The 14,530-nt window shown below is 63.7% G+C and carries 17 protein-coding genes; 10 read left to right on the top strand and 7 right to left on the bottom strand.

Features of this window, described 5'->3' with window-relative positions; genetic code table 11:
* Positions 1–13: 13 nt before the first annotated feature.
* On the bottom strand, positions 14–1,156 hold the full coding sequence (locus HALRU_RS12910) for an MBL fold metallo-hydrolase (RefSeq protein WP_015301830.1): 1,143 nt from the start codon (positions 1,154–1,156) through the stop codon (positions 14–16).
* Positions 1,157–1,418: 262 nt separating this feature from the next.
* On the opposite strand from HALRU_RS12910, the gene HALRU_RS12905 reads away from it, so the two are divergent.
* Positions 1,419–2,318 carry a CPBP family intramembrane glutamic endopeptidase gene (locus HALRU_RS12905; RefSeq protein WP_015301829.1) on the top strand — a complete coding sequence of 300 codons (900 nt, stop codon included), beginning with the start codon at positions 1,419–1,421 and terminating at the stop codon, positions 2,316–2,318.
* 144 nt (positions 2,319–2,462) lie between these two features.
* Here HALRU_RS12905 and HALRU_RS12900 read toward each other — a convergent pair whose 3' ends face one another.
* From HALRU_RS12900 to HALRU_RS12890, 3 genes are all read right to left on the bottom strand, one after another.
* The gene (locus HALRU_RS12900; RefSeq protein ID WP_015301828.1) at positions 2,463–2,897 is read right to left on the bottom strand and encodes a cytidine deaminase; all 435 of its coding nucleotides are present in this window, start codon (positions 2,895–2,897) and stop codon (positions 2,463–2,465) included.
* A gap of 280 nt (positions 2,898–3,177) precedes the next feature.
* A complete protein-coding gene (locus HALRU_RS16010; RefSeq protein WP_015301827.1) occupies positions 3,178–3,585 on the bottom strand; it encodes a DUF7344 domain-containing protein in 408 nt (135 codons plus the stop codon).
* A gap of 67 nt (positions 3,586–3,652) precedes the next feature.
* Positions 3,653–4,309 (bottom strand): helix-turn-helix domain-containing protein, encoded by a 657-nt coding sequence (locus tag HALRU_RS12890; RefSeq protein ID WP_015301826.1) that lies wholly within the window; start codon positions 4,307–4,309, stop codon positions 3,653–3,655.
* Between the two features lie 191 nt (positions 4,310–4,500).
* On the opposite strand from HALRU_RS12890, the gene HALRU_RS12885 reads away from it, so the two are divergent.
* The 3 genes from HALRU_RS12885 (at position 4,501) to HALRU_RS12875 (ending at position 5,759) form a co-directional block, all read left to right on the top strand.
* On the top strand, positions 4,501–5,145 hold the full coding sequence (locus HALRU_RS12885; protein ID WP_015301825.1) for a helix-turn-helix domain-containing protein: 645 nt from the start codon (positions 4,501–4,503) through the stop codon (positions 5,143–5,145).
* Between the two features lie 82 nt (positions 5,146–5,227).
* A complete protein-coding gene (locus HALRU_RS12880; protein ID WP_015301824.1) occupies positions 5,228–5,584 on the top strand; it encodes a HalOD1 output domain-containing protein in 357 nt (118 codons plus the stop codon).
* Positions 5,577–5,759, top strand: coding sequence for a hypothetical protein (locus HALRU_RS12875; RefSeq protein WP_015301823.1), 183 nt, complete (start codon positions 5,577–5,579; stop codon positions 5,757–5,759). The genes HALRU_RS12880 and HALRU_RS12875 overlap by 8 nt, the downstream gene beginning before the upstream one ends.
* A 471-nt stretch (positions 5,760–6,230) precedes the next feature.
* On the opposite strand, the gene serS is transcribed toward HALRU_RS12875, so the two are convergent.
* The gene (gene serS / locus HALRU_RS12870) at positions 6,231–7,607 is read right to left on the bottom strand and encodes a serine--tRNA ligase (protein ID WP_015301822.1); all 1,377 of its coding nucleotides are present in this window, start codon (positions 7,605–7,607) and stop codon (positions 6,231–6,233) included.
* A gap of 182 nt (positions 7,608–7,789) precedes the next feature.
* Between serS and HALRU_RS12865 the strand changes: the two genes are divergently transcribed.
* From HALRU_RS12865 to HALRU_RS12850, 4 genes are all read left to right on the top strand, one after another.
* Positions 7,790–8,503: a carbonic anhydrase gene (locus HALRU_RS12865; protein ID WP_015301821.1), complete on the top strand. Its 714-nt coding sequence runs from the start codon at positions 7,790–7,792 to the stop codon at positions 8,501–8,503.
* A 104-nt stretch (positions 8,504–8,607) separates the two neighbouring features.
* Positions 8,608–8,832 (top strand): hypothetical protein, encoded by a 225-nt coding sequence (locus HALRU_RS12860; RefSeq protein ID WP_015301820.1) that lies wholly within the window; start codon positions 8,608–8,610, stop codon positions 8,830–8,832.
* A gap of 115 nt (positions 8,833–8,947) precedes the next feature.
* Complete coding sequence (locus HALRU_RS12855; RefSeq protein WP_004267330.1) at positions 8,948–9,142, top strand: cold-shock protein; 195 nt, start codon at positions 8,948–8,950, stop codon at positions 9,140–9,142.
* Between the two features lie 199 nt (positions 9,143–9,341).
* Positions 9,342–9,707: a cupin domain-containing protein gene (locus HALRU_RS12850; protein ID WP_015301819.1), complete on the top strand. Its 366-nt coding sequence runs from the start codon at positions 9,342–9,344 to the stop codon at positions 9,705–9,707.
* A gap of 180 nt (positions 9,708–9,887) precedes the next feature.
* On the opposite strand, the gene HALRU_RS12845 is transcribed toward HALRU_RS12850, so the two are convergent.
* Positions 9,888–10,865 carry an aldo/keto reductase gene (locus HALRU_RS12845; RefSeq protein WP_015301818.1) on the bottom strand — a complete coding sequence of 326 codons (978 nt, stop codon included), beginning with the start codon at positions 10,863–10,865 and terminating at the stop codon, positions 9,888–9,890.
* Between the two features lie 218 nt (positions 10,866–11,083).
* Between HALRU_RS12845 and HALRU_RS12840 the strand changes: the two genes are divergently transcribed.
* A complete protein-coding gene (locus tag HALRU_RS12840; RefSeq protein WP_015301817.1) occupies positions 11,084–11,425 on the top strand; it encodes a HalOD1 output domain-containing protein in 342 nt (113 codons plus the stop codon).
* On the opposite strand, the gene HALRU_RS12835 is transcribed toward HALRU_RS12840, so the two are convergent.
* Positions 11,419–12,132: a helix-turn-helix domain-containing protein gene (locus HALRU_RS12835; protein ID WP_015301816.1), complete on the bottom strand. Its 714-nt coding sequence runs from the start codon at positions 12,130–12,132 to the stop codon at positions 11,419–11,421. The genes HALRU_RS12840 and HALRU_RS12835 overlap by 7 nt on opposite strands.
* Positions 12,133–12,431: 299 nt before the next feature.
* Between HALRU_RS12835 and HALRU_RS12830 the strand changes: the two genes are divergently transcribed.
* Complete coding sequence (locus HALRU_RS12830) at positions 12,432–14,522, top strand: prolyl oligopeptidase family serine peptidase (RefSeq protein ID WP_015301815.1); 2,091 nt, start codon at positions 12,432–12,434, stop codon at positions 14,520–14,522.
* The last annotated feature ends 8 nt before the right edge of the window (positions 14,523–14,530 follow it).

Below are 14,530 nucleotides of genomic sequence, written 5' to 3'. Positions count from 1 at the left end.
AACGCATCGTCGGTCACGCCGAACAATTGTTCGGGCCCAGCTCGAGTTCCGTCCGTTCTTCGGGGTCCGGATCACGGACGCCACGATTGATCTCGATGATGTCCTCGTAGTTGGCCGGTTTCTCGCCCGGATCGGCCAGCCGCTCGACGAAATCCTCCTCGTCGAGCTGGAGGACGTCGATCCCGGTCCGGGCGTCGCCGACGCTGGTCGTGATCGGCTCGCCGGGGGATCCGACTTCGAACTCCCCATCTCCGGTGACCGTGACGTGGCCGGGGAGTACGGTTACGGATTCGGGTTCGGAAAGCAGCGTCCGGTGGATCGACTCGTAGAGCATCCGGGCGCCTTCGTCGCCGTCGCCATCTGAAAACTCCAGTTCGGTCCGGCCCACGGAATTCACGTGTAGCGTGTCCGCTGTTAGAACCGCTTCGTCGCCGACCAGGATAGAGATCATCTCGCTCGTGTGGCCCGGCGTGTACAGCGCCTTCATCGTGAGTTCGCCGACTTCGATCGTCTCGTTCCGCCCGAGTCCATCGAAGTCGACCTCGACGTCGCGTGCTGTGGCCCGCTCGCCCAGGTAGTACGGCACGTCGAGTTCGTCGGCCAGCCGGCGGCCGCCAGAGACGTGATCGGCGTGGACGTGCGTGTCGATCACGGCCGAGATCGTCAGGTCGCTCCCGGCGGCCGCGGCTTTCACCTCGTCTATGTCCTCCGTCGGGTCGACGGCCACGGCCTCGCCCGTCTCCGCGCAACCGACGACGGAGGAGAGACAGCCCTTGGCTCGGCGCTGGAGCTGGACCGCGCGGGCGGACTCGCCGATATCTACCTCGACGTGGTCGTAGACGCCGCTCCAGGCCTTCATCCCGCCGTCGACAGCGTTCACTTCCCGGTCGTCCAGTTCCTCGGCGAGCTGGGTGGCCAGGTTGCCCGAGGAGAGCCCCTTCGCACAGATCGTGACGACGCGGTCGTGGTCGCCGACCAACTCCTCGATTTCCTCGAGGTGGCCATCGACCGCTTCGTCGGGCCCGAAAGGGTAGTTCTGTGCCCCACGAACGTGCCAGGCCTCGTAGCTGTCCTCGGGACGCGTATCGAGCAATGTGTACTCCTCCCCGTCGTCCAGCAACTGCTTCAACCGGTCGGGAGCGATCGTGGTGACCATGTGGTCTGCGGACCACGCCGAGCGACGTAAGTCGTTGTCCGTCTATCGTGGATCGGTCGCCGGGCATGCGGATCGAGCATCGGTTCCGTTCGTCGGTTGGCCTGCACCTCGGTCAGATTCCGAGCGTCGCTCCGTCGGCGCCTCGACTTCGATTTCGACCGCACTGGAGCAGGAGGCTCTTCGGCCGATTGAGGCGGTTATCGCCTGGCGAACCGACTCAGAAGGTACTTGGCCCGGGGAGGGAGTATCTCGAGAGGAGACGATGGTCCGCGACCTCTCCGGGATCCGATCGCGAATCGAACACCACCGCGTTCGTACCTTCTTACTCGTCGTCTACGGCTGGTCCTGGGGGTGGGACGCGGTCTATCTCGCGTTCGGCTGGTGGGAGACGCTGCCGGTCTACATCAACACGTTCCCACGACAGTGGGGGCTTCCGATCGGCGCCGTGGTGATCGTCTGGGCGAGCGACGTCCCGCTACGGGCGTGGCTCGGCCGCGTGCTCCAGTGGCGATTCCACCCTGGTCTGTACCTTGGCGCGCTCGTCCTTCCCGTATTCGTAACCAACGTTCAACCGGCGCTCGCCGCGTTCGGCGGCGGCACACTACGCTACTCGCCACCTGCCCCGCTGTCCCTGCTACTGGGATTCTTCCTGCTCAACGTGATCCTCTTCGGCGGCGTCGAGGAGTTCGGCTGGCGGGGATTCCTTCAGCGGCAGTTTCAGGGCCGATTGTCGGTGCTTTCGGCGGGACTCGCCGTCGGCGTCCTGTGGTGGGCGTGGCACCTCCCGCTGTTCCTCGGCCACCCGAACTTCACCGCCGACCCGGCCGTCCTCCTCCAGTATACGACGTTCGTCGTCGGCGCGTCGACCGTACTCGGTGCACTCGTCAACGCCACCGACGGCGGCGTGCTCCCGGCGGTGGGGATGCACGCCGCGATCAACGTCGGAGCCGTCCTGGTTGGATCGGGCGGCGTCTTAGAGGGGGTGGTACCGCTCGCGTTCCTCGTCGGCTCGGGCGCGTGGTGGCTGCTCGCCACCGTTCTGGTGGCGCGCTACGGGCGTTCGATGATACCCGGATCCACGCTCGAGCCACTGTCGGAGCCGTCTGGTCGCTCGGGTCCGAGCCGTCCATCACCCTCTCGATCGGTACAGAATCGTCGCTGACCCGACCGAACGAGCGCCTCGCTTTTCACGATCGGTGGATAACGCTCGGTCCGCTCGTGTGACTCTCGTCGTCCGTCCCTCGATTTCTGTATCAGTTTTCCCCTCGGACGGTTCCCGGTCGTGCGAACCGTGCAGTCGACTCGATCACCACGTCCGTGTCGGGAGGAGATCGATCGCAGGCACGACCCGATTCTCACCGTCGACGGGGACGATGACGCGCATTTCCTCGTTGTAATCTGCCAGCAGTTCCCGACAGGACCCACAGGGCGGGATCACCCGTGCGTCGTCCGCATCGTGAGCGGGCATCGGGTACGCGACGGCGACGCTGGTTTCGATCTCGTCGTGACTGTACCCATCGGCGATCGCGGCGCCGACGGCGACCGGTTCGCCACACATCGACGCGCGGCCGATGCTCGCCGGTAAACTCACGCCCTCGTACACCGAGCCGTCCGTCGTCCGCACGCAGGCAGCGACGATGTGTGCGCCATCGAAGAAGTCCGGATCGAACGTGCGTTCGTTCGTCTCCGTGATCCGGTCGATGAGGGCTTCGTCTTTCGCCGAGAGTGGTTCAGTCTCCATATCGGTTCGATCCATAACGACGCAATAGGCTTTCTGTACTGTCGTTCCGATGGATAGGCGTGTTCCGGCCGTATCGAACACCGGAAATTATGTTGTATGTTTGTTATATCTGTCAGTTCGGGCGAGATACACGACGCGACTGTCGGACGAGATGTGCCTTTTTTGCGACGATGGTGGCCGCTCGGTGCAGGACACGTAGTCACCGGAACGACCACCGAAGCCGCTGTTTGAGAGGTAGGTCAATTCGCTCGAACGAGAGGAATACCGCTCCGATATGCTGTCACTCGTCGACGCCGTACGACGCAAGCAGCGTCAGGAGTTCTTGTTCGAGTTCACCGCCAACGAACTGGACGAGCCCCGTTTCTGTCTCGTAGTCGATTAGTCGGACCTCCTCCAGTTTTGGGAGGTGGGTATGGGTCAGCGCGATCCGGACGCGTTGGTGCTGTTCGTCGGCTGCTCGCTCAGTGTCTTCGTCCCGAACCCTGTCTGCAACACGGTCTACAAGCGCATCGTATTCCAGTGTCTGATCGGATGCGCTAGTCAGTGAGTTGAGGATCGCTCGTCGATGTCCGTTCGCTACTACCGACACAAGCCGATCGGGGGAGACCGCTCTCGCTCGATTCGCCGAACTGGCGAGCCCGTCGATCTGCTGGAGACCATGTCCGTCTCGCTCTGCATTCTCGTCCATACCCACATAACGGAGCCACTGCTGCCTGGGTCTATTCCATGGTGCACAAAGGAACAAGCCGATCCACTTACTCCTCGGATTCGGGGGTGAGGAGTGAATGCCGAACGAACGCCCCGATGGCACGACGCAGACGCTCCGTCACTGCTTGATCTGAAATCCCGAGTTCGTCCGCGAGCTCTTCGGTCGTACAGCCTCGTGGAATGTCGTAGTATCCCAGTCGAACGGCGAGCGAAAGCGCTTCGCGTTGTGGATCGCTCAATCCGTACCACGGACCAGACTCTGGGCCCGCAGGGTTGTATACGCGAACGAACTCCAGTGAGATGTGCGCGTCCTCACAGCAGGTTTGACACTGGCTCAACACTTCTCGGTGGGGGAATCGAATCTCGAAATCCCACTTTTTGGACGTTCCGGTGGCGCCCAGTATCTGTCCATCGTTGCCCAAGATGCATTTAAAGAGATGGTCCTGGCTCGCATCCCAATCGAGCCTGAATAGGGTTCTGTCTTCGAACACGTCCACCTCCGTGACGCTATTGACAGTCGGATAGCGCTCGACGGCTTCGAGAAAGCCGTTTTCGACCGGTTCGTAGACCCAGAAGAGTGGCACAGTAACGTCCCCACTCGGGACGAGCGTTTCGAGTTCGATGGCCGACGTTTCATCGAGATCGAGAATCTGCCCGAGCTCGAAGTCATCGGGTGGTATTCGAACCTCCGCTATCACACTCATGCTCGGTGGTACGACTAGATTGCCCCGGGTGGTACAAAAGGAAATGACATGGTACACCATGCTATCCGGATTTCCAACCGTTCTACTCGCCGGGAGAACGCACTATGCTGGCCACTCGCCCTGTTTGCCTGGGTCCGTGCCATGGTCCACCACCCTCATCGATTATCTGCCTGCCTGATGAACGCTCCCGCATGGCGACCGTCATGGAGTTTACGAGTCCGACAGCGGAGTTTCCACTGGGAACGGTGTTCGAGAACTTGCCGGGGGTGACAGTCGAACTGGAGCGATTGATTCCACACGAGACGCTAATCATACCGTACTTTTGGGTGCGTGGTGCCAAAGCGGAAGACATCGAGGCCGCGTTCGAAGCACACGCTGGCGTGAGCAACATTCGCCTTGTTGATAGCGTCGAGGCCGAGTATCTCATGCGTGCAGAGTGGGAGCAAGAGTACTTCGGCGTGCTGAGTGCGCTTGCTAAGGCTAACGTCGTCTTGCTCACTGGGATCGGAACGAAAGACGAGTGGCGCTTCGAGGTCCGCGGCGAAGGTCAGGAAGCGATCGCTGCGTTTCGAGATGACTGTCAGAACAATGATATTCCGATAGAGATCACCGCTGTCCACGCCATGCTTCCAATCCAGGGGGAGGGGTACGAACTGACCGAAACCCAGCGTGAGGCACTGGTATTGGCATACGAGCGTGGCTACTTCGACACCCCACGCGAGGCCTCACTCGAAGAGATCGCAGCAGAACTTGGCATTACCCAGCAATCGCTTTCGTCACGGCTCCGCCGCGGCCATCGACGCCTCATTGGAGCGACTCTCGTCAGTTCGTCGTGAGCTTCCTGGTGGCTCTTCACTTAAACCCACTGTATAATCAGTGGGGATCTTAAACCGATTCAGACCACTAAAATAGGTCAATATGGACACGATGGTGGCTGGGGTTGGAGTAGAAGCGGTCGAGTATCATCAGGAACCTGTGACCGTCCGTACGCAGTTTGACCAGGCGAAAACACCCGCAAGCGTGGCTGTTATCGCAACGCTGGCGGACGTGATGGGCGTTGACCCGGTTGAACTAGACCCGCTACACGCTACTGTTGACCCAGAGGCGTTGGATACACTCGTCTGCGTTCGAAACGGGACGGACGGAGATGTCCACGTTACATTCTCCCACGAGGATCACGAAATAACTGTACATAGCTACGGCGTGGTTACCGTCACACCAACGCCCGAACTAGTAGCGGCGGAACACGAGAGGAAGTGGGAAGACGATGTCTGAGGAAACGCCGCCCACGTCGAAAGCGGAATTGAACGCGGCGCTACAAACGCTCCTTATCGGGGCCTATAAGAATGGAATCGACGTGAAAGGCGGATTCGAGTGCCGGAACGGAGTCGAACACCCTGACTGGGACGTGATCGTCACCGAAGTCGCAAAGAACGACCAGTCGGAGTGAGATGCTGCGAGGGAGACCGGATCGGTAGTAGGGTATAGCGTTTCGATACCACCGAGACGTTGGGTTCTGATCAGTACCTAACCCGATGTCGGTATCCGTACAATCGACCCTCTCGCTATGCTCAGTCGCCGCTCTCGCCCGCTCCGCGGGTCCCGGTGGTCGCCGCTCCGGCTCGCCTTCGTTCCGAATCTCGCACTCACTCGGCCTCGCCGCTCACGGGTCACTTCGTTCCCCGTTCGCCGTTCCGAGACCGACTCCTTCGTTCCACTCAGTCGCCGCTCTCGCCCACTCCGCGGCTCCCGGCGGTCGCCGCTCCGCCTCGAGGATTTCGCTTCGCTCACGGGTCGTACCTCCCCGTTCGCACCGCCGAGGTTCGAACGGACGTGAGAACCTCGCACTCGCTCAATCCTCGCCGCTCACGGGTCACTTCGTTCCCCGCTCGCCATTCCGAGACCGACTCCTTCGCTGCGCTCAGTCGTCGCTCTCGCCTAACGCACTCTCGCCAACCGAGTCGTGCCCCTCGATGACCTCCTGTCCGCCCATGTAGGGGCGCAGGGCCTCGGGAACGGTGATCGTGCCGTCGTCGTTCTGGTAGTACTCCATGATGGCGACCATCACGCGCGGGACGGCGACGCCGGAGCCGTTCAGGGTGTGGACGTACTCGGCCGACTCGTGGCGTTCGGGGCGGTACTGGATGCCCGCGCGGCGGGCCTGGAAGTCTTCGAAGTTCGAGACCGACGAGACCTCGAGCCAGCGCCCGCCCTCCGCGGGACCGTCGTCCATGTCGTCGCCCGGCGCCCAGACCTCGATGTCGTACTTTTTCGCCTGGGTGAAGCCGAGGTCGCCGGTGCACATCTCGAGGATGCGATAGGGTAGTTCGAGCCGGCGGAGGACCTCCTCGGCTTCCGCAACGAGCCCCTCGAAGCGGTCGTCACTCTCCTCCGGGCGGACGAAATTGACGAGTTCGACCTTGTTGAACTGGTGGACGCGGACGTAGCCGCGAGTCTCGGTGCCGTGTTCGCCGGCCTCGCGTCGGAAGTTCGGCGAGTAGGCGGCGTACTTCAGCGGGAGGTCCTCGTCGACGAAGATCTCGTCGCGGTGCATGTTGGTGACCGGTACCTCCGCGGTCGGGAGCAACCAGAGGTCATCGTCGTCGTACGGCTCGTCGTTGTCAGCGCCGAGGCGGTAGGCGTCCTCGGTGAACTTCGGGAACTGGCCGGTCCCACGCATCGAGGCCGAGTTGACCGGAATCGGTGGGAGCACGTCGACGTAGCCGTTCTCGCGGTGGACATCGAGGAAGAACTGGATCAGCGCGTGCTCCAGTCGGGCGCCGTCCCCTCTGAGGAACTGGAAGCCGCCGCCCGAGACCTTTGCGCCGCGCTCGAAGTCGATCAGTTCCAGGTCTTCGCCGATGTCGTAGTGGGGCGTGATCTCGTCTGGCAGGTCGCGCAGGTCGTCGAAGCCTTCGCGCCGACGTTCGACGTTCTCGCTTTCGTCCGCGCCGACGGGAACCTCGTCGGCGGGGATCTGGGGGAGCCGGAGGAGCCCTTCTTCGAGCTCGGCTTCGAGGACGTCCGCTCGCTGCTCTACCTCCTCGAGTTCGGCTTTGAGTTCGTTCGAGCGCTCGATGGCGTCTTGCGCTTCTTCGTCTTTGCCGTCGCGTTTGAGTTCGCCGATCCGCTGGCTCACCTGGTTGCGATCGTGGCGGAGGTCGTCGCCGCGGGCTTTGAGCTCGCGCCACTCCTCGTCGACTGCGAGCAGGCGATCGAGATCGAGATCGACCCCCTTGTTCGCCAGCGCTGTCCGTACTTCTTCGGGGTGTTCGCGCACGTAGGTCCGATCGAGCATTCGTTGTGTGGTGGTTCCGGACGCCTCGCCTAAATCGTATCGGAACGCGTGACGCGTGCGCGAGCCGCGATCGATGTCGCCCCGGCTGTCACCGCTCGGACGAATGTTGAGCCCACGGAGTCTCGTGGGACCGATCGTGCCGAGCCGAATCGTTATTGGGCTCCCCCGTCCATCCCTCCGCTATGGACGAACATCTCGCCGCGTTGCTCGACGGCAACGACGAGCACGTCGAACAGGTCCCCGATGGAACGTTCGAGGCGGTGCAGGACGGGCAGGAACCCGACGTCGTCTCCGTCTGTTGTTCGGATTCGCGGGTCTCCCAGGAGGGCATGTGGAACGTCGACAGGCCTGGGGAACACTTCACGGCGAGCAACATCGGCAACCAGGTCTGGGACGCCGACGTCGGCGAACGGATCGTCAACGGGAGCGTCCTGTACCCGATTCACCACTGCGGGACGGAGGCGGTGGCGGTCGTGGGCCACACCGGCTGCGGTGCGGTGACTGCGGCGTACGACGTCGTCCGCGGTGAACCGGCGCCGCGCCCGCTCGGTGTCTCGAAGCTCGTCGAACTACTCGTTCCCGTCGTCGAGGCCGGGCTGACGGACGAGCGAGTCGATGCGGCCACCGACGGGACGCCGGCCGATGGGGTCGACGAGTCGACCGTTCGCGATCAACTGGTCGAGTACAACGTCCACACCCAGATCGACTTCCTGCTCGATGCACCGGAGATTCTGGACGACGTCTCCGTCTACGGGTTCGTCTACGATTTCCACGGCACGTACGGGCCGGAACTCGGCCGGACGCGCCTCGTCAACGTCGACGGCGCGACCGATCCGGCCTCGATTCGCGACTCGCTTTCAGCCTCGTATCACGACGCCGTCGCGACGCTCCTGTAACCGGCACGGATCGCTCGGTGGGTCGAACGCTGTCAGAAAATCGCCACACCGTGCCGCTCGGTCGCCACGGTTATCACGCCGTCTCGCCTATCATCCCATGTCAAATGCGCCGTCTCTTCGACTCGGATCTGGTGTTTTACGCCGCGGTCGGTGCGTTCACCACCGCACTCTTCCTCGTCGGGCTGGCTATCCTGGCGGCCATCAACCCCGGCGGCATCGGGACGAGAGAACTGGGTGGCTTCGTCGTCGGCTTCGGCCTGTTCATGGTCTCGTACGTGACCGCGATGGTCATCTACCGAATGGTCCCCGACGACATCGACGCGTCGTGATCGGTGGCAGCGTCGTTTCGTAGAAAATCGAAAGATGAGGGCCTCTGGAGTCCGATCACCTACGATACTGGAAGTCGGAACAGTTATCAGTGGCGCCCCCGTCTATTCAGAAGCAATGGCGAAAGGAACCGTTGATTTCTTCAACGACACTGGCGGCTACGGATTCATCGAGACTGAGGACGCGGACGACGACGTGTTCTTCCACATGGAAGACATCGGCGGCCCGGACCTTGAGGAAGGACAGGAACTCGAGTTCGAGATCGAGCAGGCCCCCAAGGGCCCGCGCGCAACGAACGTCGAGCGCCTGTAAGGCGAATTCGCTGAGGTATCGACTCTTGACTGCAGCACTTACCCTTCCGAGCAACGGCTGTCCTCTGTGGCGACGAACCACCCACCGAGCCACGGCCGTCCCCCTGTGCTGCCCACCACCCACTGCCACGGCCCTGTGATCCCATCGGACAGCCCGCGAAATCGATCGATCTTTTGACGGTGGCCACCGACGCCCACATATGAGCGAGCCGGTCATCCGCGGTGCGGACGACATCGAGTACGAATCGGTCGACGCTGCTGACGGCCTTGCGAAGGGCGTCCTGATCGCCGAGGACCACGGTGCGCCGAATTTCGCGATCCGCCGATTCACCCTCGACGCGGGCGCCGAGGTGCCAAAACACACGAACGACGTCGAGCACGAGCAGTACGTCCTCGCTGGCGAGTACGTCGTCGGTATCGGGGACGAGGAACACACCGTCTCGGCCGGTGATTCGTTGCTGATTCCGGCTGGCGTCCCGCACTGGTACCGGAACGAGGGTGACCACGACGGCGCGTTCCTCTGTGCGGTTCCAAACGGTGACGACGCGATCGAACTGATCGAGTGAGCAGGAGCGACGCGAGACGTGGATCGTCCACGCCGACAACGCATCGTGGTATCGCTGGGTACCCTCGGCCTGCTACTGATTTCCCGTCTCGATCCCGAGGCGCTGTCGCCGAGCTGCGCGGATGGGTGGCCGGGATCCGTCGGGTCACGTCGTCAGCGACCACTTCGTGACTTTTGTCGATCAGTCGTGCCCGGAGACCGGTACGGGTTCGTAGGGTTCTTCCAGGTACGCCTGGTCGCTCGCCGAGAGGTCGATCTCGAGCGCTTCGACGGCCTGCTCTAGGTGCTCGACGCTCGTCGTCCCGACGATCGGCGCGTCGACGGCGTCCTGGTGGAGCAGCCACGCCAGCGCGATCTGGGCCATCGTCACACCCTTCTCGGCGGCCAACTCCGCGACGCGCTCGTTGATCTCCGTCCCGCCGCCCTCGCGATAGGGGTGTTCGTACATGTGCTCTTCCGTCTCGCCGCGTGTGGTTGCGTCAATCTCCTCGTGTGGTCGGGTGAGATAGCCCCGGGCAAGGGGGCTCCAGGGCATGACGCCGACGTCTTCTCGCTCGCAGAGGGGCAGCATCTCCCGTTCTTCCTCGCGGTAGACGAGGTTGTAGTGGTTCTGCATCGTCTGGAAGTGCTCCAGCCCCAGCCGGTCGCTCGCGTGGAGTGCGTCGGCGAACTGGTAGGTCCACATCGAGGACGCACCGGCGTAGCGGATCTGCCCGCGTCGGACGGCGTCGTCGAGTGCCCGGAGCGTCTCCTCGATGGGGGTGTCGTCGTCCCAGCGGTGGATCTGGTAGAGGTCGATCGTGTCCATCCCCAGGCGTTCCAGCGAGCGCTCGAGTTCCTGCTCGATCGCCTTCCGGGAGAGCCCGCCGGAGTTCGGATTCGACTCGTCCATCTGGAAGTAGCACTTCGACGCGACGACCTGCTGGTCGCGGTCGTACTCCGCGAGGACGTCCCCGAGTACACGCTCGGACTCCCCATCGGAGTACATGTTCGCGGTGTCGAAGAAGGTGATTCCCAGGTCGATCGCTCGCTCAATGATCTCGCGGGACTCCTCCTCACCGAGGACCCACTCCCGCCAGTCGCTCGTCCCGAAGCTCATACAGCCCAGGCACAGTCGGCTAACCTCCACGCCCGTCGAGCCGAGGGTAGTGTACTCCATGCACGAGCTATCGCTTCTACCCTCAAAATACTCCGGGTGTCGGCGAGCACGAGCGGGTTCGGACCCTGGGCGAATCGACTGCGGGGTCGGAGGGGGTGCGACACGACCGTCCCCTGGCGTGACGGGGCCAGCACCGGCCCCTAGAACCCTCGAAGTCAAGGGTGGGTTCCTAAGTCGCGGACGCACGTGCGTCTTCAGTGAACGGACTGATCCCCCTCATGAAAACGGACACCTCTCGAGACCCCTGTCGCGATGATGGTGACCGGGTCACCGTTACCTACGATCGGTCGCCCGGCGAGCGAGCCGATATGAGCGTCATCAGGGGTGTCGCGTGTGCACTAAACGTCGACCCCCTCCGGCTGTCACCGCTGTACGAGGCTGTCGATCCCGATGCGCTCGCTCGACTGATGGACGGTGGCCAACGCACCGACGGCGAGCAGTTCGAACTGTCGTTTCGATACGAGTCGTGTGAAGTCACCCTGTACGCCGATGGTCGGGTGGTCGTCGAACCGGTCGCCGAACGTGACGCGACCGATTCGTTCGTCGATCCCCGTCAGTGAGCGGGTTCCGAGCCGGCTCCCTGGAAGATAGCGGTGAGGAGCTTTCGCTCGGCAGCGCTGATATGCTCGGAGAACGTCGCGGAACTGATCTCGAGTCGGTCGGCGATTTCGCTTCCAGTGTGCCGGCGCGGCCAGTCGTAGTATCCCATCTCGAAGGCCGTCTGGAGGACCTCGCGCTGGCGATTCGTCAGGTTGGTCCGCAAGAGTCGATGAAACGCCGTCCGCGCGAAGAGCGGGTCGATCGACGCCTTCTCTCGCTTCGAAATGGGTGTCGCGTCGGGATGGGCGTCAAGAAAGTCCGCGACGATCGCGCTGGCGTCGTAGCGCGCGGGTACCTCCGCGACGATCCGACCTCGTCCCTCCTCGCCGCGCACCCGACGGGGCAGTGCACCGCGCTCGGCCAGGTAGACGGCAGGACAGTCGCCGGAAACGAGAAATTCGTAGAGGCAGCGCCCATCCTTCGCCCGTAATCGCGTCGCCGACACCGTCTCGCGCTGGGTGACCGCCGTCTCGATCCTGTCACCGGCATCGTCGCTGACGGTGAAATACTCGGCGTACCGTCCGTCGGGACGTGGGAGCATCTTGGTCAGAACGACGCCGCACGAGGCCGCGTCGGAGATGCCGACGAAGGGGTACGACTGGTCCCGGAGACCAAGTTCGATCTCGACGACCCGGTCGGGGGACTCACTGGGTGTCGAATCTAGCATTCTATGGGAGAGATGCCGTAATTCCCTATGAACTTTCGGTCGCATACCTATCGGTTTGTGACTATTTCTGCCGGACGAGCCTCGCTCGACCGAGATGGTGCTTTCGAATTGGGGCTGCACGACCCGATGCTCCCGAACGGCGCCGTCCGAGTCGGTGCTCCCAAATTAGGACCGCACGGGCCGGTGCTAATGACTGCGACAACGGATCGAACTGAGGTGAAATGCGGGTCACTGGTCAGGAACCCACGAACAACGGCCGCATTCCGAGCCTTCTTGAGTCGTCTCTCCCACCCAGGAACATGAGCAACCCGACAGGTTCCGATCCGCCGGCGACCGAGCGGGACCCCGTTATCGAAGAACTGCACGGCGAGGAGATCGCCGATCCCTACCGCTGGCTCGAAGGCGACGGCGAAGCCGTCGACGAGTGGGAAGATGCCCAGAACGCCTACACCGACCAGTTTGTCGAGACCGAGCGCCGCGAGGGCCTCCGGCCGCAGTTCGAGCGCGTCGCCGAGCACGCGACCTACCAGTTGCCGGTCGCCCGCGGCGGGCGGTACTTCCAGCTGATCGAGGCAGCGGACGCCGATCAGCCCCGGCTCACCGTGCGCACCGAACGGGACGCCGAGCCGCGGACGCTGGTCGACCCGACCGAGTTCGGCGAGACGGTCTCGCTGGGCTGGTTCGTCCCGGACCCGGACGGCGAACGCGTCGTCTACGGGCTGATGGACGGCGGAACCGAAGAGTTCGACTTGCGCGTGCTCGACGTCGAACGCGGCGAGGTGATCGACCGGGTCGACGACGTCGGGCGCTGCGGCGAGTTCTCGGTCGCGTGGCAGGGGAACGGCTTCTACTACCAGCAGACCGGGAGCGCGGCGGACGACGAACTGCTCGAGAAGGCCATTCGGTACCACGAGATCGGCGACGACGGTGCGGATCGCCTCGTCACCGAGGCCATTCCGGAACGTCGCTGGCCGCAGGTCCAGGTCGACCGCGAGACCGGGCTGGTTCTGGTCTCGCTTGGCGAACTGGCTTCGGACACGGAGTTGTACGTTCTCGAGGACGGCGAACTGGTCCCGCTGGTCACCGATGTCGACGCGTCGCTCGAGCTGCTGGCACACGAGGGGCGAGTCTTCCTCCTGACGAACCACGACGCGCCGCGATTCCGACTGCTCGGTATCGACGCCGCGACTCTCGCCGACGGGGATGCCGCCGAACTCTCGTCCGATGCGGCCGCCCTCGACGCGTTCGAGCCCGTCGTTCCCGAGAGTGACGACGTCCTGTTCGACGTCGCGCCGGCCGGCGACGGACTGGCCGTCCACCGCATCCGTGACGCCCGATCGGTCGTCTCGCTTCACGATGCGGATGGCACCGAACGCCACGAACTGGCCCTGCCCGAGTACACCGGCGTCGGTCGCGGCGCCCTCGGCGGCAGCTCGGATACGGACGAGGCGTTCCTCGCGCTCCAGACGTTCGACCGGCCGTCGAGCATCGTCCACGCCGACGCTGGATCCGGGGCGGGGCCCGACGACTGGACCGTCGTTCAGGAACCCGACCTCCCGACGGAACTCGACCCGCGGGCGGAACTCGATCTCACTGTCGAGCGTCTCTGGGTCGACTCCACGGACGGGGCGACGGTCCCGGTGTACGTGGTCCATCGTGCTGATCTCGAACCCGACGGTGACGCGCCGACGATCCTGTACGGTTACGGCGGCTTCCGGATCCCGCTCCTGCCCGGCTTCGACGCGTACCGGCTGCCGTTCCTGGCAGCTGGTGGCGTCTTCGCCGTGGCCTGCCTGCGCGGCGGCCTCGAGTTCGGCGAGGAGTGGCACGAGGCCGGCCATCGCGCGCAGAAGACGCACACCTTCGACGACTTCGAAGCCGCGGGCGAGGCGCTGATCGAGGAGGGGTACACGAACTCGGATCGGCTGGCCGCCTGGGGTGGCTCCAACGGGGGCCTGCTCGTCGGTGCAGCGATCACGCGCCGACCCGAACTCTTCGGCGCTGCCATCTGTGCCGTCCCGCTGCTCGACATGCTCCGCTTCCACGAGTTCCTGCTCGGGGCGACCTGGACGCCGGAGTACGGCTCGCCGGACGACCCCGAGGAGTTCGCGTGGCTCCGCGAGTACTCGCCGTACCACAACGTCTCTGAGACGGCGTACCCGGCGACGCTCTTCCAGACGGCCGCCGGTGATACGCGGGTCCACCCATCACACGCCCGGAAGATGACCGCCCGCGTTCAGCACGCCACGACTGGCGACGCCCCGATTTGCTTCCGCGGCGACGAAGGGACGGGGCACGGTGCCGGGACCGCGACCTCCATCCAGATCGAACAGCAACTGGACAGGTGGACGTTCGTCTTCGAGCTGCTCGGCGTTGGCGGCGAAGAGTAGCTCGTCGA

Origin of the sequence: Halovivax ruber XH-70 (assembly GCF_000328525.1) — an archaeon.
Lineage (GTDB): Archaea > Halobacteriota > Halobacteria > Halobacteriales > Natrialbaceae > Halovivax > Halovivax ruber.
This window is presented reverse-complemented; position numbering and strand designations above follow the sequence as displayed.

Excerpts from the sequence above, each read along its gene's own strand:
- HALRU_RS12910 (WP_015301830.1), bottom strand. The coding sequence starts at position 1,156 with ATGGTCACCACGATCGCTCCCGACCGGTTGAAGCAGTTGCTGGACGAC.
- HALRU_RS12905 (WP_015301829.1), top strand. The coding sequence starts at position 1,419 with ATGGTCCGCGACCTCTCCGGGATCCGATCGCGAATCGAACACCACCGC.
- HALRU_RS12900 (WP_015301828.1), bottom strand. The coding sequence starts at position 2,897 with ATGGAGACTGAACCACTCTCGGCGAAAGACGAAGCCCTCATCGACCGG.
- HALRU_RS16010 (WP_015301827.1), bottom strand. The coding sequence starts at position 3,585 with ATGGACGAGAATGCAGAGCGAGACGGACATGGTCTCCAGCAGATCGAC.
- HALRU_RS12890 (WP_015301826.1), bottom strand. The coding sequence starts at position 4,309 with ATGAGTGTGATAGCGGAGGTTCGAATACCACCCGATGACTTCGAGCTC.
- HALRU_RS12885 (WP_015301825.1), top strand. The coding sequence starts at position 4,501 with ATGGCGACCGTCATGGAGTTTACGAGTCCGACAGCGGAGTTTCCACTG.
- HALRU_RS12880 (WP_015301824.1), top strand. The coding sequence starts at position 5,228 with ATGGACACGATGGTGGCTGGGGTTGGAGTAGAAGCGGTCGAGTATCAT.
- HALRU_RS12875 (WP_015301823.1), top strand. The coding sequence starts at position 5,577 with ATGTCTGAGGAAACGCCGCCCACGTCGAAAGCGGAATTGAACGCGGCG.
- serS (WP_015301822.1), bottom strand. The coding sequence starts at position 7,607 with ATGCTCGATCGGACCTACGTGCGCGAACACCCCGAAGAAGTACGGACA.
- HALRU_RS12865 (WP_015301821.1), top strand. The coding sequence starts at position 7,790 with ATGGACGAACATCTCGCCGCGTTGCTCGACGGCAACGACGAGCACGTC.
- HALRU_RS12860 (WP_015301820.1), top strand. The coding sequence starts at position 8,608 with ATGCGCCGTCTCTTCGACTCGGATCTGGTGTTTTACGCCGCGGTCGGT.
- HALRU_RS12855 (WP_004267330.1), top strand. The coding sequence starts at position 8,948 with ATGGCGAAAGGAACCGTTGATTTCTTCAACGACACTGGCGGCTACGGA.
- HALRU_RS12850 (WP_015301819.1), top strand. The coding sequence starts at position 9,342 with ATGAGCGAGCCGGTCATCCGCGGTGCGGACGACATCGAGTACGAATCG.
- HALRU_RS12845 (WP_015301818.1), bottom strand. The coding sequence starts at position 10,865 with ATGGAGTACACTACCCTCGGCTCGACGGGCGTGGAGGTTAGCCGACTG.
- HALRU_RS12840 (WP_015301817.1), top strand. The coding sequence starts at position 11,084 with ATGAAAACGGACACCTCTCGAGACCCCTGTCGCGATGATGGTGACCGG.
- HALRU_RS12835 (WP_015301816.1), bottom strand. The coding sequence starts at position 12,132 with ATGCTAGATTCGACACCCAGTGAGTCCCCCGACCGGGTCGTCGAGATC.
- HALRU_RS12830 (WP_015301815.1), top strand. The coding sequence starts at position 12,432 with ATGAGCAACCCGACAGGTTCCGATCCGCCGGCGACCGAGCGGGACCCC.